Consider the following 20,073-nt stretch of genomic DNA (forward strand, 5'->3'; position numbering starts at 1 on the left):
GGAGGAGCAAATGAGATATTCCAGTTATGCAGCTATAGTGATTGGCTCGAAAAATCTCCTGATGAAGATTTATGAGATTTCTCAGGCCAATGGCATCCGGGAAATCGATAGGGTATGTCATGAGTATGAGCTGGGAAAAGAAGCTTACGGAACCGGACGGATTTCCTTTCCGCAGATTGAGGAGATCAGCGATGTTCTGAATCGTTTTCTTCAGAAAATGAAAGAGTACGATGTGAAGGAATACCAGTGCTATGCCACCAGCGCCATCCGTAACGCTAAAAATCAGCTTTCCGTCCTGAACCAGATTAAGATCCGGACGGGCATTGACGTACAGATGCTGTCAAATTCTGAGCTGCGGTTCTTAATGTACAAAGGAATTCAGGTGTCTGAAATTGACTTTGACCGCATTATTGAAAAAAACACAGCGATTCTGGATATTGGATCCGGAAGCGTGCAGGTATCTCTGTTTGACAAACAGGCATTGTATTTGACGCAGAATATGGCGATCGGAACCGTAAAGATTCTGGAAATTCTGGAATCTGTGGAACATAACGCCCTTGATTACATTTCTGTCATGGAGGAATATATCCAGTATGAGATCGATATGTTCCGCAATACTTATCTGAAGGATAAGGCCATTAAAAATGTGGTGGCCATCGGTGATGAGATCAAAAATCTTAAGAAAATCGTACCGGAACTGAATCCTTCCCTTACATTAAATTACGAAGAAATCTGTTATATTTTTAAAAAGATCAAGAAAGCGTCCTATCAGGATCTGGCGGTGAAGTACGGCATGTCCATCGAGGATGCCAGGATGACGCTGCCATCCGTCATCATTTATAAGAAGTTTCTGGAGCTGTCCAAGGCGGATACGGTTTATATCTGCGATACGGATCTCTGCGACGGAAGCGTGGTGGATTACGCGTTAAAAACGAATAAGATCAAAATTAAACATGACTATTATAAAGATATTATCGCTTCAGTAAAATATATCGGAAAACGTTACCGCTCCAACAAAGTGCATGCGGAGTACGTGTCCGAGCTGGCCTGCGAGATTTTTGACAGGACGGTGAAATACCACGGACTGTCCAAACGGGATCGTCTGATTCTGGAAATCTCCGCGATTCTTCACGATATCGGCAAGTACGTCAACATGAATCAGCCGGGGCAGAATGGGTACCAGCTGATCATTTCCACAGAAATCATGGGTATTTCTCACCGGGAGAGACAGGAAGTGGCCAATGTGGTCCGGTACAATACGGAGTTTTTGCCGGAGACGGATCAGCTGGAAAGCGTTTTCCTGCGGGAAGAATATCTCCGGATCGCGAAACTGTCCGCTATCCTGCGTCTGGCCAATGCCCTTGACCGGGGCCATGGGCAGAAGTACCGGGAGCGCAGCATCGTAAGAAAAGGAAAAGAACTGATCATTACCGTGGAATCGGATCAGGATATCACATTGGAAATCAGTCTTTTTGAGAAAAAGGCCAAATATTTCAACGAGATCCTGGGTGTGAAACCGGTACTTAGGCAGAAAAGAGTATTTTAGAGAAAGGGACAGTCATGGCAGAAAAAGTTATATTTGATCAACCAAGTAATTTCAGCAACCGGGAATTAAGCTGGATGGAGTTCAATAAACGAATTCTCGGGGAAGCGAAGGATAAACAAAACCCTCTTTTTGAGCGGATGAAGTTTTTAAGCATCACCGCCTCCAATCTGGATGAATTTTTTATGGTGAGAATCGCATCCTTAAAAGATATGGTGAATGCGGAATATGACAAAAAGGATATCGCGGGAATGACGGCTCAGGAGCAGCTGGATGCTCTTTGCAAGGTGACCCATGAATTTATGGAGAAGCAGTATTCTGTGTACAGCCGTTCCATGCTGCCAAAACTCAGAGAGGCCGGCCTGTGGATCGTAAATTATGACGAGCTGACGGAGGATGAGGTGGAATATCTGGATCAATATTTCCACAAGAATGTCTATCCAGTGCTGACACCGATGGCCATCGATTCTTCCAGACCGTTTCCGCTGATTCAGAATAAGACATTAAATATCGCGGCCCTCATTGAGAACAAGGGCAAGAAAGCCAAGAAAGAATATGATGTGGCCACTGTGCAGGTGCCGTCTGTTCTTCCGAGGATCATCACTCTTCCGAAAAATGGAGAAGGGACGACGAGGATTGTTCTTCTGGAGACGCTCATTGAACATTTCCTGCCGGATTTATTCTTGAACCATGAGATCATCTGTTCAAGCTCTTACCGTATCATGCGCAACGCGGATCTGGATATCGAGGAAGATGAGGCGGAAGATCTGCTCAAGGAGATTGAAAAACAGTTAAAGAAAAGACAGTGGGGCGAGGTCATCAAGTTTGAGTACGAAGAGCGGATGGACAAACGTCTGGTGAAATACCTGAAAAAACAGTTCAAAGTACATTCGGATGATATGTATCCGGTAAACGGACCGCTGGATCTGACCTTCCTCATGAAGTGTTATGGTCTGGACGGATTCCGGGAATATAAAGTAAAACCGTATGTTCCGCAGATCACACCGGAACTGCGGGCGGACAGAAATATTTTTGAGCAGATCCGGAAGGGAGACGTGCTGCTCCATCATCCATATGAAAGCTTTGATCCGGTGGTGGCCTTTATCCGTCAGGCAGCGGAAGATGAGGATGTGCTGGCTATCAAGCAGACCTTATACCGTGTCAGCGGACATTCTCCGATTGTCTCTGCGCTGGCTCTTGCAGCGGAGAACGGAAAGCAGGTTACGGTGCTGGTGGAGCTGAAAGCCAGATTTGATGAGGAGAATAATATCAACTGGGCGAAGAAGCTGGAGAAAGCCGGATGTCATGTGATCTATGGTCTGGTGGGACTGAAGACCCACTGTAAGATTGCTCTGGTGGTCCGCAGAGAATCCGACGGTATCCGCCGGTATGTCCATCTGGGAACCGGTAACTATAATGATTCCACAGCGAAACAGTATACGGATATCGGTATGTTTACCTGCCGGGATGCTTACGGCGAGGACGCCACAGCGGTCTTTAACATGCTGAGCGGTTATTCTGAGCCGGCCAGATGGAACAGACTTCTGGTGGCGCCAATCTGGATGAAGAAACGATTCCTCCAGCTGATCAAAAGAGAGACGGAGAATGCAAAAGCAGGAAAAGAAGCGCACATCATCGCCAAATGCAATTCTCTTTGTGATAAGAAGATCATTCTGGCTCTCTACGAGGCGTCTGCGGCGGGCGTACAGATCGATCTGATCGTGCGGGGAATCTGCTGCCTGGTAGTGGGGATCCCGGGTGTCAGCGAAAATATCCGTGTCCGGTCCATCGTCGGCAATTTCCTGGAACACGCAAGAATCTTCTCCTTCTATAACGATGGACATGAGGAAATTTATCTGGGAAGCGCGGACTGGATGCCTAGAAACCTGGATCGCCGTGTGGAGATCGTTTTCCCGGTGGAAGATGAGAAGCTGAAAAAGAAAGCAAGACATATCCTGGATCTGCAGCTGGCCGATACCATGAAGGCCCACTGTCTGCAGCCGGATAACAGCTATCAGAAAGTGGACAAAAGAGGAAAGGTCCTTCTGGAAGCACAGAAAGAGTTCTGCAAAGAGGCGATGGAGAGAAATCAGGTGCAGCCGACAGTGCCAAAGAGACATTTTGAGCCTGGAATGGCACCGGAACATGAATAGATACGGGGGCATGGAGATCCATGAAAAGATATAGAAGGGGCCGGACAGTCATCTGCTGTCTTCTCGTTCTTCTGCTGACCATTCTTTCCGGCTGCGGAAGAACGCCCCTTGGCGGGGATGATCCGGCGGAAAGCAGTACATCCATTGTGGAAGCGGACCCGGAGAGTCTTGATGATATCACCATGGAGGGTCTGGTGTCGGAAGTGCTCGATCAGATGACTCTGGAACAAAAGATTGGTCAATTGTTCATCGTCAGCACGGACTCTCTGGATTTCAACGCGGAGACAAAGATGACGGATCAGATGAAAGAGAATATTGAAAAATACCAGCCGGGCGGCGTGATTTTCTTCTCGTTCAATCTGACCACCAAGCACAATGTGAACAACAACAGAAAAAAATTAAAACGGTTTATCCGGAAAATGCAGAAATATTCCGAGGTCTCGATGTTCATTTCCGTGGACGAGGAGGGCGGAACGGTGGCAAGAATCGCCAACTCGGACGCCATGGGGACCACAAAGTTTCCGGCAATGTCGGAGATCGGAGCCACGGGAGACTCCCGTCAGGCCTACAATGTGGGAGCCACCATCGGAAGAGAGATCGCGGAGCTTGGTTTCAATCTTGATTTTGCCCCGGTGGCGGATATCTCCACCAATGCGGACAATACGGAGATCGGTTCCAGGAGTTTTGGAGGCGACGCGGACCTGGTTTCCGACATGGTAAGTCAGGAAGTACGGGGACTGCAGGACAACGGCGTCAGCGCCACGCTGAAACATTTTCCGGGACAGGGAGATTCCGGCGATGACACCCACAAAGGTTTTGTGAACCTGGATGTGACCATTGACCGGCTGCGGGACGTGGAATTCGGCCCGTTTAAAGCCGGGATTGCCGCCGGGACGGATATGGTCATGATGTCCCATGTGGCGGTACGAAATATCACCCAGAACGAGGTGCCGGCGTCCCTCTCTTCCCTGATGGTCACCGATATTCTCCGGGAGGAACTGCAGTTTGACAACGTTATCATCACCGATGCCATGAACATGAAGATCATTACGAAGTTTTATGACGCCGGGGAGGCGGCGGTCATGGCCATTGAGGCGGGGAATGATATGATTCTGATGCCGGATGATTTTGTGAGCGCCTATGAGGCAGTGTACGAGGCTGTTCAGGACGGAACGCTCACGGAGCGGCAGATCAATCAGGCGGTATCCCGGATCCTCACGGTGAAGATCCGGCGGGGAATCCTTCCGCTGACGTCTCCTCTGCTGGCGGATATTGTGCAGCAGTAGAAAAGAGTTCTTGTGTGGAAGGGCATTTTGTGTTAGTATACAAGACGCCAAAATATTTGAAAGCTATGTAAATACTTTGTAAATGGATGATGCAGTATTAGGAGGATAAGAATGGCATTTGACAGCAGAGAGCAGTTTGAGACTGAGACAGAATTACACGAAGAATGCGGTGTCATGGGTGTGTATGACCTGGATGGAGGCGATGTGGCCTCCACGGTGTACTACGGGCTGTTTGCCCTGCAGCACAGGGGACAGGAAAGCTGCGGCATCGCCGTTTCTGACACCAATGGTCCGAAGAAAAATATTCAGGTTCATAAAGGTATGGGACTGGTCAATGAAGTTTTTCACGGAGAAGATCTGGAAAAACTCAAAGGCAACATAGGAGTGGGACATGTCCGCTACTCCACAGCAGGGTCCAGCACCCGGGAGAACGCCCAGCCGCTGGTACTCAATTATTATAAGGGAACTTTGGCTCTGGCCCACAACGGAAATCTGATCAACGCCCTGGAGCTCCGGGAAGAACTGGAGAAAACAGGCGCGATTTTCCAGACAACGATCGATTCCGAGGTGATCGCTTATCATGTGGCCAGAGAGCGTATCAATTCAGATACCGCTGAGGAAGCGGTGCTGGCTGCCATGAGAAAGATAAAGGGCGCGTATTCCCTGATCGTGATGAGCCCGAGAAAGCTTATGGGAGCGAGAGATCCCTTTGGTTTCCGCCCTCTCTGCATCGGAAAGAGAGACAATGCCTACCTGCTGGCATCGGAGACCTGCGCCCTTGACGCGGTGGGAGCGCAGTTTGTCCGGGATGTGGAGCCGGGAGAACTGGTGACCATCACGAAGGAAGGAATCCTCTCCAATCGGGAAATGTGTTTCGCAGACCCGAAAAAGCAGGCAAGATGTATCTTTGAATATATTTACTTTTCAAGACCGGACGCGGTCTTCGACGGTGTGGGCGTATATGCCAGCCGGATTCGTGCCGGACGTTTTCTGGCGCAGGATTCCCCGGTGGAAGCTGACCTGGTGGTGGGTGTTCCGGAATCCGGCAACCCGGCGGCACAGGGATACGCTATCGAATCAAAGATTCCTTACGGGATCGCGTTTATCAAGAATTCCTACGTGGGAAGAACCTTCATTAAGCCAAAGCAGAGCATGAGAGAGAGCAGCGTCCAGGTCAAGTTAAATGTTCTGAAAGACAATGTGCGCGGAAAGAGGATCATCATGATCGACGATTCCATCGTGCGGGGAACCACCTGCGGACGGATCGTGCAGATGTTAAAAGATGCCGGCGCCAAAGAAGTGCATGTGCGTATCAGCTCACCGCCATTTCTGCATCCGTGCTATTTTGGAACGGATATCCCGACGGAGGATCAGCTCATTGCCCATGGTAAGAGTGTAGAGGAGATCCGGGAGATTTTAGGCGCCGATTCTCTGGCATATCTGCGCATGGAGCGATTGCCGGAAATCTGTGAGGGGCTGCCATTCTGTGACGCCTGCTTCAGCGGCAATTACCCGCTGGATCCGCCAGAACACGATATTCGCGGCGAACAGGGATAAAACGGTGTCACAATAGGCATAAAACAGTGTCACAACAGGCATAAAAGGCCAAATTTGTTAAGGTATCACAAAAAGATAGATATAAAAAAGAAGTAGAGGAAAACAGGAGGAAAACGATGTACGACAGATATCAGAGTCCGCTTTCTGAGCGCTATGCCAGCAAGGAAATGCAGTATATTTTTTCACCGGACAAGAAGTTTAAAACATGGAGAAAGCTTTGGATTGCCCTGGCAGAGACCGAGTATGAGCTGGGTCTTGACAGTGTGACAAAAGAGCAGATCGAGGAGCTCAAGGCTCATGCCGACGATATTAACTTTGAGGTGGCAAAAGAAAGAGAAAAAGAAGTCCGCCATGATGTTATGTCCCATGTATACGCTTACGGTGTGCAGTGTCCGAATGCCAAGGGCATTATTCACCTGGGAGCTACTTCCTGCTATGTGGGAGATAACACCGACATTATTATCATGACAGAAGCTCTGAAACTGGTGCGGAAGAAAGTATTGAATGTCATCAGTGAGCTGGCGGCTTTCGCCATGAAATACAAAGATCTGCCGACGCTGGCGTTCACCCATTTCCAGCCGGCGCAGCCAACCACCGTGGGCAAGAGAGCCACTCTGTGGTTAAATGATCTGATGCTTGACCTGGAAGATCTTGATTATGTCATCAGCACCATGAAGCTTCTCGGTTCCAAAGGAACCACAGGAACCCAGGCAAGCTTCCTGGAACTGTTCAACGGAGATTATGAGACCGTTCGCAAGATTGATAAGAAGATTGCTGAAAAGATGGGCTTTGAGACCTGTTATCCGGTTTCTGGACAGACCTATTCCAGAAAAGTGGACAGCCGTGTGATCAATGTGCTGGGAGGAATCGCCCAGTCCGCCCATAAGTTCTCCAACGACATCCGTCTTCTCCAGCACTTAAAGGAAGTTGAGGAACCGTTTGAGAAGAATCAGATCGGTTCTTCTGCCATGGCCTATAAGAGAAATCCGATGCGCAGCGAGCGTATGGCTTCCCTGGCTGACTATGTGATGGCGGATATGATCAATCCGGCCCTGGTGGCTTCCACCCAGTGGTTTGAGAGAACGCTGGATGATTCCGCCAACAAGCGTCTGTCTGTGCCGGAAGGATTCCTGGCCATCGACGGTATCCTGGATCTATACTTAAATGTGGTGGACGGCCTGGTGGTATATCCGAAGGTGATCGAGGCACATCTCATGAGAGAGCTTCCGTTCATGGCCACAGAGAACATCATGATGGATGCGGTGAAGGCCGGCGGAGACCGTCAGGAACTGCACGAGAAGATCCGTCAGCATTCCATGGCAGCGGGCCGTGTAGTGAAAGAAGAAGGAAAAGACAATGACCTGCTGGAGCGGATTGCCGCTGACCCGGCTTTCGGCATGAGCCTTGAACAGATCCAGGCGATCATGAAGCCGGAGAACTTTGTGGGATGTGCGCCGCAGCAGACGGAAGGATACATCAATGAATATGTCCGCCCGATCCTCGAGGCGAACAAAGACGTCCTTGGCATGAAGGCGGAAATCAACGTATAAAAGCAGGTGACAGGCAGAAGCGGTCTGAAGTCCGGACCGCGGAAAAAGAGCAGGAAGGATTCAGGGAAAAGACTCTGAGAGGAAGGATACAGTGGGAAGAAATAATTCGAGTGAACAAAATGTAATAGCGCAGGCGACTATACTGATGGCGGCGGGGATCCTGGTGAGAATCATCGGAGTGCTCTACCGGAGTCCGGTCACCAGCATCATCGGGGACGAAGGAAACGGATATTATAGTATTGCTTATAATCTGTATTCCATGGTCCTCCTGATCGCTTCTTACAGCATACCGATGGCCGTTTCAAAGGTGGTTTCCGGAAAGCTGGCCTTAAAACAGTACCGGGAAGCCCATAAGGTGTTCCGCTGCGCCCTGATCTATGTTCTGATCGTAGGAGCGATCGCCAGTCTGTTTACCTTCTTTGGTGCATCCATCCTGGTTCCGGACAGCCAGCAGAAGGCGATCCCGGTCCTCCGGGTGCTGGCGCCGGCCATCTTTCTGTCCGGTTTCCTCGGTGTTCTGCGGGGATACTTCCAGGCACATTCGACGATGATGCCGACATCCATCTCCCAGATCATCGAGCAGGTGCTGAATGCCATTGTCAGCATCGGTGCCGCGGTGCTGTTCATTCAGGTTTTTGCCGGGAATAACGAGGGCAGTGTTCCTGTCTTTGGTGCCATGGGAAGCGCGGCCGGTATCGTGGCCGGCGTGGCGGCAGGTCTTATTTTTATAGTCTTTATCTACCGGCAGAACCGCCCGTATTTTATGAAACACTGCGAGCAGGATGTGACGGCGGAGAACAGTTCCTACCGGGATATCTTCAAGGTGATGTTCCTGATGATCACGCCGGTCATCCTCAGCACCTGTGTCTATAATATCAGCGCGCCCATCGATCAGACGATCTTCATGGACGTGATGGATTATAAGGGAGTGCTGTCGGATACGGCCGCAGCCCTTTACGGAGTTTTTTCCACCAAGTATCTGACGCTGATCAACGTGCCGGTGGCCCTGGCCAACTCCATGTCCACGGCTATGATCCCGGCGGTGTCCTCGGCCTATACCCTGGAGAACTATGAAGAGTGCAACGCCCAGGTGAAACAGTCGGTGCATTTCACTATGCTCATCAGTATTCCGAGCGCGGTGGGCCTGTGTGTGCTGGCGTATCCGGTCATGCAGGTGCTGTTCCCGCAGAGGGATACCATTGATCTGGCTGTGGGGCTTTTGCGTATCGGCTGTATCAGCGTGGTATTCTACTGCCTTTCCACCGTGACCAACGGCGTCCTGCAGGGAATCGGAAAGGTCAATGTGCCGCTCAGAAATGCAGCGGTATCGCTGCTGCTTCACGTGCTGCTGCTGGCAGGCCTGCTGTATTTCACCAACATGGATCTGCTGGCTCTGGTATTTGCCACCATGTTCTATGCATTTTTCATGTGCGTGTTAAACAGTATCAGCGTCCGCCGGTATCTGGGATACCGGCAGGAGGTGAGGAAGACCTTTGTGATTCCGGCCGTATCTGCGGTGGGAATGGGCGTGCTCTGCTATATTTTCTATCAGGGACTTTACATGATCGTGGGCGGAGCACTGGGAGCGCTGCTTCCTCTTCGGCTGCTGGTGCTGGTATGCCTGCTGGTTTCCATTGTTTTTGCAGTTGTCGTATATTTTGCACTTCTGATAAAATTAAAGGGTGTATCTGAGGAGGAACTGCGAAGATTTCCGAAAGGATATATGATGGTCCGTCTGGCAAGGAAGTTCCGGCTGCTGTAAGGTATTTTCCGATATGGCGGGAAGTTGTTCCTTTACTTCTATATAAAAGTGAGATATAATAAAAATGTTGTTTTTTGACAACAGTTCAGGCATATGGCATTCTGCCATAGTTGAGGAAACAGGCGCATAGTGCCAGGTAAGCTGCGTTAGCAGTGAGTTTCCGAGATGTCATGGCTGGACTGTTATGCTTTTTTGAGCAGGTGGAATTCTGCCTGAAATTACAAAATATGTTTTTTAGATAACTGGGAGGAAAGAACGCATGGTAAAAGCAATTGTAGGCGCCAACTGGGGTGACGAGGGAAAAGGTAAGATTACAGATATGCTCGCCCAGGATTCCGATATTATTATCCGTTTCCAGGGAGGTGCCAATGCCGGCCATACAATTATAAATAATTACGGGAAGTTCGCCCTTCATACGCTGCCGTCCGGTGTGTTTTACGGTCATACCACAAGTATTATCGGCAACGGCGTGGCGCTGAATATTCCGGTATTGTTTAATGAGCTTAAAGAGATTGTGTCCAAGGGAGTTCCGGAACCGAAGATTCTGGTTTCTGACCGGGCGCAGATTGTGATGCCGTATCACATTTTATTCGATCAGTACGAGGAAGAGCGTCTGGGAGGCAAGTCCTTCGGCTCCACCAAGTCCGGCATTGCTCCGTTTTATTCGGACAAATACGCAAAGATCGGTTTCCAGGTGAATGAACTGTTCATGGAAGAAGATGCCCTCAGAGAGAAGATTGACCGGGTGCTCTCTCAGAAAAATGTTCTTCTGGAGCATTTATATCATAAGCCGCTCATTGATGCAGACGAGTTATATGATACTTTGATGGAATACAAAGAGATGGTGGCCCCTTATGTGTGCAATGTATCTTTATATCTGGATAAAGCATTAAAAGAAGGGAAGAATATTCTTCTGGAAGGACAGCTGGGGACTCTGAAGGATCCGGACCATGGTATTTATCCGATGGTAACTTCATCTTCCACACTGGCAGCATACGGCGCCATCGGCGCAGGACTGCCTCCATACGCCATTGAGAAGGTAGTGACGGTCTGCAAGGCTTACAGCAGTGCTGTGGGAGCCGGCGCGTTTGTCAGCGAGATCTTTGGCGATGAGGCTCAGGAGCTCAGAGTCCGCGGCGGAGACGGCGGAGAGTTCGGAGCGACCACCGGAAGACCGAGAAGAATGGGATGGTTTGACTGTGTGGCATCCAAATACGGCTGCCGTATGCAGGGAACCACTGATGTGGCATTCACGGTGGTGGATGTGCTGGGATATCTGGATGAGATTCCGGTTTGTGTGGGTTATGAGATTGACGGCGAAGTCACCACAGAGTTTCCGGTGACCCCTCTTCTTGAGAAGGCAAAACCGGTTCTTAAGACTCTGCCGGGATGGAAGAGCGATATCCGTGGTATCAGAAAATACGAAGATCTGCCGGAAAACTGCCGGAAATACATCGAGTTTATCGAAGAGCAGATTGGATATCCGATCACCATGGTTTCCAACGGACCGGGACGTGAGGATATCATTTACCGTACACCGAGCAAGTAGACTTTGACGGTTGACAGATGATGATGCCGCTGGCATCCATACTGAAAGAAAAGACCAGAAGGAGATTATTATGAAACTGCTTTCCATAGCAATCCCAAGTTACAATTCGCAGGATTATATGAGGAATTGCATAGACAGCCTGTTGACTGGCGGGGAAGAAGTGGAGATTCTTATTGTTGATGATGGTTCAAAAGATGCGACTCCGCAGATCGCCGATGAGTATGCGGAGAAGTATCCGACCATCGTCCGGGCAGTCCATCAGCCCAACGGAGGACATGGCGAGGCGGTCAACGCCGGCCTTCGCCATGCTTCCGGCTTTTTTTATAAAGTTGTGGACAGTGATGACTGGGTGGACCAGGAATCTTATGAAAAGGTACTTTCTTTCCTTCGTCAGGCGGTGAAGGAGGAAGAGCCCCTGGATATGCTCATCTGCAATTATGTATATGAGAAACAGGGCGCCAAGAGAAAAAAGGTGATCCAGTATCGTTCCATTTTACCGGAAAACTGTTATTTCGGCTGGGAGGATATCGGACATTTCGGAGCGAGCCAGAATATCCTGATGCATTCGGTGATTTACCGCACGCAGCTTCTGCGGGACTGCGGTTTTGAACTGCCGAAGCACACTTTTTATGTGGATAATATTTTCGTCTACTGGCCGCTGCCGTATGTGAAAAAGATGTTTTATCTGGACACGGATTTTTACCGGTATTTTATCGGCCGGGAAGATCAGTCCGTCAATGAAAAGGTCATGATGTCCCGTATTGATCAGCAGATCCGGGTCAATAAGATCATGATTGATATTTACGCAAAGCATGAAGACAGTTTTTCCTGTCCGCAGCTGTGTGAGTATATGCAGCATTATCTGGAAACGATCATGATGGTAACTTCCGTTCTGCTGATGAAGATGAATACAGAAGAGTCCATGGAGATGAGAGACGACGTCTGGAAATACTTACGGGAGAAGTCTCCGAATGCGTATCAGACTCTCAAACACTCTCTGCTGGGCAAGCTTTCCAGTTCCCATGGCAAGCTGTCTCATAAGCTGACAATGGGAGGATATAAGATTGCGCAGAAGTGGATCGGATTCAACTAGAGTTTTTCGGAAGCAGGATGTCATCCTCATCCTTTTCTTTCTCGTGATTGCCGCCGCAGGATTGATCTGGGTAAACATCGGAAGAGAAGGCGGGCAGATTGTCCGGGTGACAGTGGACGGAACAGTGACAGGAGAGTATCCGCTGAACCGTGATGATACCGTTGCCATTGAGGGTGTTGGCGGAAGCAATACGCTGGTGATCGAAGGAGGGCAGGCGGACATGACGGAGGCGGACTGCCCCGATAAGGTGTGTGTCGATCATGCGCCCATCTCCGATGTGGGAGAGTCCATTATCTGTCTGCCCCACAAAGTGGTGGTGGAGATCATTGCCGGAGAGGGAGAGACAGAGAATCCGGAATTTGATGTGCTTACCCGTTGATATTGTTATTATATTAACGAAAAAACATCGATCATAAAAAAATTTTGTTTTATTTCTGATACATTTAACAAGATTTTTTTTGTATGACTTTGAATAATTATTTAATAATTGTGTATAAAGAAAAAACGAAAAGAAAGTGTTTGTTATTTAATTAACGTATCTTGATTTTCGTTTTTTTTTACTATATTATTAAGTTTAGCTTACTTCAATCTGACAAATTTCTTTATAGTTGCAGATGTAGCGACAAAAAGCGAAAGAAAGAGGGTAAAAAAATGGGACTACTTACATTTAAAGGTGGCCTTCATCCTTACGATGGAAAGGATCTCAGTAAAGATAAACCGATTACTGAATACCTGCCGCAGGGAGAGATGGTCTATCCTTTGAGCCAGCATATCGGCGCCCCTGCTGTACCTTGTGTGGCGAAAGGAGACCGGGTGCTGGTCGGCCAGAGAATTGCGGAAGCCGGCGGTTTTGTTTCCGCTAACATTCACAGTTCTGTTTCCGGTACAGTGAAAGCTGTCGAACCAAGGATGACTGTTTCCGGCGCGAAGGTGAACAGCATTATCGTGGAGAACGACGGACAGTACGAACAGGCAGAGTTTACGCCTGTGGCAGACCGCACTCCGGAAGCGGTGATCGCCGCTGTCAGAGAGGCAGGTATTGTGGGCCTCGGCGGTGCGGGCTTCCCGACGCATGTGAAGCTTTCTCCAAAAGAACCGGATAAGATTGATACCATTATTATCAACGGAGCGGAATGTGAGCCGTATATCACGGCAGACTACCGCTGCATGATGGAGATTCCGGAACAGGTGATTTCCGGTCTGAATCTGATTCTTTCCCTGTTCCCGAAGGCAAAAGGGGTTATTGGAATAGAAGATAACAAACCGGACGCCATCGCAAAAATGCGCGAATTGTGCAAGAGCGAATCCCGCATTGAGGTGGCAGAACTGAAGACAAAATATCCGCAGGGAGCGGAACGTTCTCTGATCTATGCGATTACAGGACGTGCCATCAACTCCGGTATGCTTCCGGCGGACGCCGGCTGCATTGTGGATAATGTGGCCACAGCCATCGCCATCCATGAGGCGGTGACCATGGGCAAGCCTCTTTATGAGAGAGTGGTGACAGTGACCGGTGACGCGGTGAATGCTCCGGGTAACTTTAAGGTCAAAGCCGGAACGAACGCGGCAGAGCTGGTGGAGGCAGCCGGTGGATTTAAGATCCGTCCGGAGAAGGTGATTTCCGGCGGCCCTATGATGGGTATGGCACTGGGAACCCTGGATGTTCCCTGCGGAAAGACGTTTTCTTCTCTGCTGTGCTTTACCAAAGATGAGGTGGCGGCCTGTGAACCTGGCAACTGTATCCGCTGCGGCCGCTGCGTGGAAGTCTGTCCTGCGGGCCTGATGCCTACGAAGCTCTCTGAGGTGGCAGATCATGGAGATTTTGCGCTGTTTGATCAGTTAAACGGATGTGAATGTGTGGAATGCGGATGCTGTTCCTACGTTTGTCCGGCCAAGAGAAGATTAACCCAGTCCATGAAGACCGGACGCCGGGAGGCGCTGGCTTTAAGACGGAAGAAAGCATAGCATAAGGAGAGGTGAAAAATGAACGAACAATTATATAACGTATCAGCCAATCCTCATGTAAGGGATAAGGCTTCTACTCAGAGCATCATGCGGGATGTGATCATCGCGCTGCTTCCGGCCACCATCTTTGGTTTCTGGAATTTTGGTGTGAAGGCGATCATCAATACTGTGATTTGTATTCTGGCCTGTGTGATCAGTGAATACATATGGCAGCGTTTTATGCACAAAAAGATAACCATCAATGATCTGAGCGCAGCGGTGACAGGTCTTTTGCTGGCGCTGAACCTGCCGCCGGAAGTACCATTCTGGATTCCGGTCATCGGCGGTGTGTTCGCGATCATCGTGGTAAAACAGGTATTCGGCGGCCTGGGACAGAACTTCATGAACCCGGCGCTGGGCGCCCGCTGTTTTCTGTTGATTTCCTTTGCGGGAATCATGACGAATTTCTCCTATCACGGATTCGGAGGAAGCTTTGACGCCGTAACTTCCGCTACCCCGCTGGCAGCGCTTAAAGCCGGTGAGGCGGTTAATATCAAGGATATGTTCCTGGGCGTGATTCCGGGAACCATCGGAGAGACTTCTTCTCTGCTCTTGATCATCGGAGGTATCTATCTGATTGCCAGAAAGGTCATCAGCTGGAAGATTCCGGTGTGCTACATTGTGACATTGGGAATTTTTGTTCTGCTCTTCGGCGGACATGGATTTGATATGACATATCTGGCAGGCCATCTGTTCGGCGGCGGTCTGATGCTCGGTGCTTTCTTTATGGCAACGGACTATGTGACCTCCCCGATCACTCCTGTCGGAAAGATTGTTTTTGGTATTCTGCTGGGTATCTTTACGGGAATCTTCCGTCTCTTCGGAGGTTCCGCGGAAGGTGTATCCTACGCGATCATCTTCTGTAACCTGCTGGTACCTCTGATTGAAAGATTTACCACTCCTGCCGCATTTGGAAAAGGAGGTAAGAAGAAATGAATGCATTGATCAAAGACTGTATTAAGCTTGTGACCATCACGGTCATTGCCGGCGCGGCTCTCGGTGCGGTTTACGGCATCACAAAAGAACCGATCGCGGCGCAGGAAGAGAAAACACAGATGGAAGCCTATGCTGCCGTATTTCCTGACGCAGCGGATTTCGAGGAAGTAGATGGATTCAGTCCGGAAGCAGCCGCGAAAGTTCTGGCGTCCGGTGATAATCCTATCGACGGTCACGAAGATGATGAAATCACCTCTGTGGTTGAGGCGGTGGACGCTTCCGGAGAGGCCCTCGGATATATTTTTAATGTGACCACCGCGGAAGGATACGGCGGGGATATTTCCCTCACCGTCGGTATCCAGGCGGACGGAACTGTCAACGGATATTCTATTTTATCCATCAATGAGACAGCGGGTCTTGGCATGAATGCTCAGGATGCAGAATGGGCAGATCAGTTTGCCGGCAAACAGGTGGATGCCTTTACCGTGGTGAAAGATGGCTCCGGTGCCAACGATGACGCCAAAATCGATGCCATTTCCGGCGCGACCATCACCAGTAATGCGGTCACTGGTGCGGTGAACAGCTGTATCATTTACTTCCATACATTAGAAGGGGGGAACTAAAGATGAAAAATAATCCTGTTGAAAGACTGATTAACGGTATCATCAAAGAAAACCCGACTCTTGTGCTCACCCTCGGTATGTGTCCGACCCTGGCGGTTACCACTTCCGCCATCAATGGTATCGGTATGGGCCTGTCCACAACAGCCGTATTGATGTTTTCCAACCTGGTAATTTCACTTCTCAGGAATTTTATTCCGGACAGAGTCCGGATTCCGGGATATATCGTTGTCATTGCCTCTCTGGTCACCATCGTGCAGTTTTTACTGCAGGCGTACGTGCCTTCTGTCAATGACTCCCTGGGTGTATATATCCCGCTGATCGTTGTGAACTGTATCATTCTCGGCCGTGCGGAAGCGTATGCCGGCAAGAACGGCCCGGTGAATTCTTTCTTTGACGGTCTGGGAATGGGACTTGGATTTACTCTTTCTCTGACGATTCTCGGCGCTTTCCGAGAGCTTCTGGGTGCGGGAACGATTTTTGGTTTCACGGTATTATCAGAATCCTTCTACACACCGATCACCATCTTTATTCTGGCTCCGGGCGCGTTCTTCGTATTGTCCTGTCTGGTTGCCATTCAGAACAAGATCAAGAACCGGAAACCGAAAGCACCTGGCCAGCCGAAGACAACAGGCGGATGTGGAGACTGTTCTCAGTGTACCAACAGCGCCTGCGGAAGCCGCAGTTTCTTTGACATGACCGTGGATCAGAAGAAGGATAACGAATAGGAGGGAAAGTAGAATATGGAAACATTATTGTTGATCATTATCAGTTCTGCCATTGTCAATAACGTTGTCCTCAGCCAGTTCCTCGGCCTGTGTCCGTTCCTGGGCGTATCCAAAAAAGTAGATACCGCCCTGGGTATGGGAGTTGCTGTTATCTTCGTTATTACAATCTCAGCGTTCATAACATCGTTAATTTATAAATTTATTCTTGTCACTCTGGGACTTGAATATCTGCAGACCATTGTGTTTATTCTGGTCATCGCCGCACTGGTACAGTTTGTGGAAATGTTCTTAAAGAAGTCCGTTCCATCCCTCTACGAGGCGCTGGGCGTATATCTTCCGCTGATCACCACCAACTGTGCGGTACTCGGTGTTGCCCTTAATTCTGTAACTTACGGTTACAATATTCTGGAATCCACCGTTTACGGTTTTGGTATCTCCTTTGGTTTTACGATTTCCATCGTTATTCTGGCGGGTATCCGGGAAAAAATGGAATACAATGAAATCTCTGCCTCATGGAAAGGCATGCCGATCGTTCTCGTGACGGCAGGGCTTATGTCCATTGCCTTTTTCGGCTTTTCAGGTATTATTTAACAGGAGGGAAAAAAGATGAGTGTAACTGGAATTATCCTTGCGGCAGCCGTTGTCGGAGGAACAGGTCTTGTGATTTCCATTCTTCTTGGTATTGCCTCCGAGAAGTTTAAAGTGCCTGTGGATGAAAAGGAAATCGCAGTGAGAGAATGTCTGCCGGGAAACAACTGCGGCGGCTGCGGCTTTGCCGGCTGTGACGCCCTGGCAAAAGCCATCGCCCAGGGAGAAGCGGCGGTAGGAGCCTGTCCGGTGGGAGGTCCTGCCGTGGCGGCAAAGATCGGAGAGATCATGGGTGTGGAAGCCGGAGATATGGAGAAAAAGGTAGCCTTCGTCAAATGTGCCGGAACCTGTGAGAAGGCTTCATCCAAATATAAATATTTCGGCAATGAGGACTGTGTGTCCGCTGTAAGCGTGCCTGGCGGCGGCCCGAAGGCCTGTGAATACGGATGTACTGGTTTTGGCAGCTGCGTGAAGGTCTGCGATTTTGACGCTATCCATATCGTAAATGGCATCGCCCTGGTGGATAAAGAGAAGTGTGTGGCTTGCGGCAAATGTGTGGACACCTGTCCGAAGTCTCTGATCGAACTGGTTCCGTACAGCGCCCAGCACAAGGTGGCATGTAATTCAAAAGCCTTTGGCAAGGCGGTGAAGGAAGTTTGTGCGGCCGGCTGTATCGGCTGTAAGCTCTGCGTGAAGACCTGTGAAGACGGAGCCATCACTGTAGAGAACAATATTGCCCATATCGATTACAGCAAATGTACCGGATGTGGTAAATGTGCGGAGAAATGTCCGGCAAAAGTAATTCTGTAATTCTTAAGAATTTATGAAGATGTTCACAAAAAGGTTATTTCCCTTAATAAAAATGCAAGGGAAATAGCCTTTTTTTTTCACACTTAAGGAGTATTATGTATAAAGAAAAAAGAGAAAGTGAATGGAGACAGATATGGCATATTCAAAATTCCGCGGTACTTACCGCAGTGCAAATCATAAAAACAGAATTCATTATTATATATTCGAACCGGAAACCGACCTGCGGGCCATCCTGCAGATTACCCATGGGTGGAAGGATTACATAGAGAGAAACGAAGAACTCATCCAGTTTTTTACGGATCACGGCGTGATGGTCTGCGGCTGTGATTTTATCGGCCACGGACGTTCTTCCGAGGAGAAAGATCTAGGACAGCTGGAAGAAGAGGACGGCTGGTCCTGTCTGGTGAAAGATGTCAAGCGGCTGGCAGCTTATATCAAGAGAGAATATCCGGGGATCCCGTTTTTCCTTTACGGTCACGGCATGGGGTCTCTGGTGACACGGCTTTGCTGTCTGTACGAATTTCCGTGGGACGGCGTGATTCTCTCCGGCACCAGCAGCAAACAGAAGTACTGCCGCCGGGCGATCCTTTTCACAGCGCTGATGCGGCGTTTCAAGGGACTGAATCACCGGAGCTGCTTCCTGGAAAGTATGATTTACCGGAGACTGAACCGGAAGTTCCGCCGGGAGAAAGATTGTCTCTCCTGGTTCAGCGCGGATGAGGAAGTGAGGGAGCGTTACGGCTCCGACAAACGTTCTCAGTTCCGGTTTACCTTAAGTGCTTATGAGAATATTTTCAAGATGCTGGGACTGGTCTCCACCAGAAAGTGGTATCATTCCATTGATAAGGAACTGCCGATCCTTCTGATCAGCGGAAAAGAGGACCCCATCGGTAATTTCGGCAAAGGCATCACGGAGATCTATCACAGGCTTTCCGATCAGGGGTGCTGTGTACAGATGAAGCTTTACGACGGCATCCGTCATGAACTGCAGAGCGATCCGGACCGGAATATCGTTTTTCATGATATGCTGGAGTGGATGAAAAAATATGTGGAGGAACCAGACGGCGTAAACGGCATATACTGAAAAAAAGAGTCTTTTTATGCATGTTCGATTTTGGGAGCTTGGAAACCGGGAAGTGATCAACTGCAAGGACGGGAAAAAACTGGGCTGTGTGGGTGATGTGGAGATTGATCTTGGAAACGGCTGCATCACCTGCCTTTTTGTGCCCGTAGGGAGCAAGTACTGCGGCTGTATGGGGAAAAGGGGAGAATACAGGATCCCCTATGGCTGTGTCGTCAAGATCGGCGTGGACATCATCCTGGTGGACATTGATGAGAAGAAATGTTTTGTGAAACTATAAATCGGGATTTGTAAAGGTGGTAACAGCTATCTGTTCAGACGGACAATGACGTAAGGGCACATACGGATTCGACCGTCTCGGCCCTCAGTCGGACTGACCAGGGATATCCTTGTAAAAGGACTATATCAGTCCTCCCTCACAGCTCGCGGTCGAAAGCCGTATGTGTCCAAAACGTCATCTGTCTGTTGAAAAGCCTTTGTTCCACCTTTGCAAAAATCCTGTGCTACGTTGGTAAAACAGCAGGCTATGGCTACAGACGAATAGCGGATACCCAAATTTATGGTCGTGTCTGTCTGGCATGTACCTGCAGAGCAAGCCGCACAGGTAGCTCTTGTGTCGGTTTGAATCAGGTATTTTTCTTATCATCCGGATGATGCAGGAGACAGGGATTTGCGGCATGTGTGATCATGATAGAAAAACGGATCAGGGAAGATCGACGACGACTGTGAGCGCAGGCGTCGATGACAGTCATAGAAAGAGGAGCATCTGTCAGCCTGCCGAAGTGGAGGAGGAAACTTCCCTGACTGCGTTTT

The 20,073-nt window shown here is 49.3% G+C and carries 17 protein-coding genes; all 17 read left to right on the top strand.

Features of this window, described 5'->3' with window-relative positions; genetic code table 11:
* Positions 1–10: 10 nt before the first annotated feature.
* On the top strand, positions 11–1,546 hold the full coding sequence (locus B5E53_RS00950; protein WP_087311853.1) for an HD domain-containing protein: 1,536 nt from the start codon (positions 11–13) through the stop codon (positions 1,544–1,546).
* A gap of 14 nt (positions 1,547–1,560) precedes the next feature.
* The gene (locus tag B5E53_RS00955; protein WP_087311855.1) at positions 1,561–3,696 is read left to right on the top strand and encodes an RNA degradosome polyphosphate kinase; all 2,136 of its coding nucleotides are present in this window, start codon (positions 1,561–1,563) and stop codon (positions 3,694–3,696) included.
* Between the two features lie 20 nt (positions 3,697–3,716).
* Positions 3,717–4,982: a glycoside hydrolase family 3 protein gene (locus tag B5E53_RS00960; RefSeq protein ID WP_087311857.1), complete on the top strand. Its 1,266-nt coding sequence runs from the start codon at positions 3,717–3,719 to the stop codon at positions 4,980–4,982.
* Positions 4,983–5,093: 111 nt separating this feature from the next.
* Entirely contained in the window at positions 5,094–6,539 is a 1,446-nt protein-coding gene (purF, locus tag B5E53_RS00965) for an amidophosphoribosyltransferase (protein ID WP_087311859.1), read from the top strand.
* A gap of 116 nt (positions 6,540–6,655) precedes the next feature.
* Positions 6,656–8,089, top strand: a complete 1,434-nt coding sequence (gene purB / locus B5E53_RS00970) for an adenylosuccinate lyase (RefSeq protein ID WP_087311861.1) — start codon at positions 6,656–6,658, stop codon at positions 8,087–8,089.
* Between the two features lie 91 nt (positions 8,090–8,180).
* Positions 8,181–9,851 carry a polysaccharide biosynthesis protein gene (locus B5E53_RS00975; protein ID WP_087311863.1) on the top strand — a complete coding sequence of 557 codons (1,671 nt, stop codon included), beginning with the start codon at positions 8,181–8,183 and terminating at the stop codon, positions 9,849–9,851.
* Positions 9,852–10,110: 259 nt separating this feature from the next.
* Positions 10,111–11,400, top strand: a complete 1,290-nt coding sequence (locus B5E53_RS00980) for an adenylosuccinate synthase (protein WP_087311865.1) — start codon at positions 10,111–10,113, stop codon at positions 11,398–11,400.
* 70 nt (positions 11,401–11,470) lie between these two features.
* Positions 11,471–12,493 (top strand): glycosyltransferase family 2 protein, encoded by a 1,023-nt coding sequence (locus tag B5E53_RS00985; protein ID WP_087312205.1) that lies wholly within the window; start codon positions 11,471–11,473, stop codon positions 12,491–12,493.
* Positions 12,465–12,872, top strand: coding sequence for a NusG domain II-containing protein (locus B5E53_RS00990; RefSeq protein ID WP_087311867.1), 408 nt, complete (start codon positions 12,465–12,467; stop codon positions 12,870–12,872). Before B5E53_RS00985 ends, B5E53_RS00990 begins: the two co-directional genes overlap by 29 nt.
* Positions 12,873–13,144: 272 nt before the next feature.
* Entirely contained in the window at positions 13,145–14,458 is a 1,314-nt protein-coding gene (gene rsxC, locus B5E53_RS00995; protein WP_087311869.1) for an electron transport complex subunit RsxC, read from the top strand.
* An 18-nt stretch (positions 14,459–14,476) separates the two neighbouring features.
* Positions 14,477–15,433 carry an RnfABCDGE type electron transport complex subunit D gene (locus tag B5E53_RS01000; protein ID WP_087311871.1) on the top strand — a complete coding sequence of 319 codons (957 nt, stop codon included), beginning with the start codon at positions 14,477–14,479 and terminating at the stop codon, positions 15,431–15,433.
* Positions 15,430–16,056 (top strand): RnfABCDGE type electron transport complex subunit G, encoded by a 627-nt coding sequence (locus B5E53_RS01005; protein WP_087311873.1) that lies wholly within the window; start codon positions 15,430–15,432, stop codon positions 16,054–16,056. Before B5E53_RS01000 ends, B5E53_RS01005 begins: the two co-directional genes overlap by 4 nt.
* 2 nt (positions 16,057–16,058) lie before the next feature.
* Positions 16,059–16,781, top strand: a complete 723-nt coding sequence (locus B5E53_RS01010; RefSeq protein ID WP_087311875.1) for an electron transport complex subunit E — start codon at positions 16,059–16,061, stop codon at positions 16,779–16,781.
* A gap of 15 nt (positions 16,782–16,796) precedes the next feature.
* The gene (locus B5E53_RS01015) at positions 16,797–17,372 is read left to right on the top strand and encodes an RnfABCDGE type electron transport complex subunit A (protein ID WP_087311877.1); all 576 of its coding nucleotides are present in this window, start codon (positions 16,797–16,799) and stop codon (positions 17,370–17,372) included.
* A gap of 15 nt (positions 17,373–17,387) precedes the next feature.
* Complete coding sequence (locus B5E53_RS01020; protein WP_087311879.1) at positions 17,388–18,179, top strand: RnfABCDGE type electron transport complex subunit B; 792 nt, start codon at positions 17,388–17,390, stop codon at positions 18,177–18,179.
* A 133-nt stretch (positions 18,180–18,312) separates the two neighbouring features.
* Positions 18,313–19,263 (top strand): alpha/beta hydrolase, encoded by a 951-nt coding sequence (locus B5E53_RS01025; RefSeq protein ID WP_162611735.1) that lies wholly within the window; start codon positions 18,313–18,315, stop codon positions 19,261–19,263.
* A gap of 16 nt (positions 19,264–19,279) precedes the next feature.
* Complete coding sequence (locus B5E53_RS01030; protein WP_087311883.1) at positions 19,280–19,540, top strand: YlmC/YmxH family sporulation protein; 261 nt, start codon at positions 19,280–19,282, stop codon at positions 19,538–19,540.
* Positions 19,541–20,073 lie beyond the last annotated feature (533 nt).

Source organism: Eubacterium sp. An11, assembly GCF_002161065.1.
GTDB classification, from domain to species: domain Bacteria; phylum Bacillota; class Clostridia; order Lachnospirales; family Lachnospiraceae; genus Anaerobutyricum; species Anaerobutyricum faecale.

Coding starts and splice junctions, on each gene's coding strand:
- B5E53_RS00950 (WP_087311853.1), top strand. CDS start 11: ATGAGATATTCCAGTTATGCAGCTATAGTGATTGGCTCGAAAAATCTC.
- B5E53_RS00955 (WP_087311855.1), top strand. CDS start 1,561: ATGGCAGAAAAAGTTATATTTGATCAACCAAGTAATTTCAGCAACCGG.
- B5E53_RS00960 (WP_087311857.1), top strand. CDS start 3,717: ATGAAAAGATATAGAAGGGGCCGGACAGTCATCTGCTGTCTTCTCGTT.
- purF (WP_087311859.1), top strand. CDS start 5,094: ATGGCATTTGACAGCAGAGAGCAGTTTGAGACTGAGACAGAATTACAC.
- purB (WP_087311861.1), top strand. CDS start 6,656: ATGTACGACAGATATCAGAGTCCGCTTTCTGAGCGCTATGCCAGCAAG.
- B5E53_RS00980 (WP_087311865.1), top strand. CDS start 10,111: ATGGTAAAAGCAATTGTAGGCGCCAACTGGGGTGACGAGGGAAAAGGT.
- B5E53_RS00985 (WP_087312205.1), top strand. CDS start 11,471: ATGAAACTGCTTTCCATAGCAATCCCAAGTTACAATTCGCAGGATTAT.
- rsxC (WP_087311869.1), top strand. CDS start 13,145: ATGGGACTACTTACATTTAAAGGTGGCCTTCATCCTTACGATGGAAAG.
- B5E53_RS01000 (WP_087311871.1), top strand. CDS start 14,477: ATGAACGAACAATTATATAACGTATCAGCCAATCCTCATGTAAGGGAT.
- B5E53_RS01005 (WP_087311873.1), top strand. CDS start 15,430: ATGAATGCATTGATCAAAGACTGTATTAAGCTTGTGACCATCACGGTC.
- B5E53_RS01010 (WP_087311875.1), top strand. CDS start 16,059: ATGAAAAATAATCCTGTTGAAAGACTGATTAACGGTATCATCAAAGAA.
- B5E53_RS01015 (WP_087311877.1), top strand. CDS start 16,797: ATGGAAACATTATTGTTGATCATTATCAGTTCTGCCATTGTCAATAAC.
- B5E53_RS01020 (WP_087311879.1), top strand. CDS start 17,388: ATGAGTGTAACTGGAATTATCCTTGCGGCAGCCGTTGTCGGAGGAACA.
- B5E53_RS01025 (WP_162611735.1), top strand. CDS start 18,313: ATGGCATATTCAAAATTCCGCGGTACTTACCGCAGTGCAAATCATAAA.
- B5E53_RS01030 (WP_087311883.1), top strand. CDS start 19,280: ATGCATGTTCGATTTTGGGAGCTTGGAAACCGGGAAGTGATCAACTGC.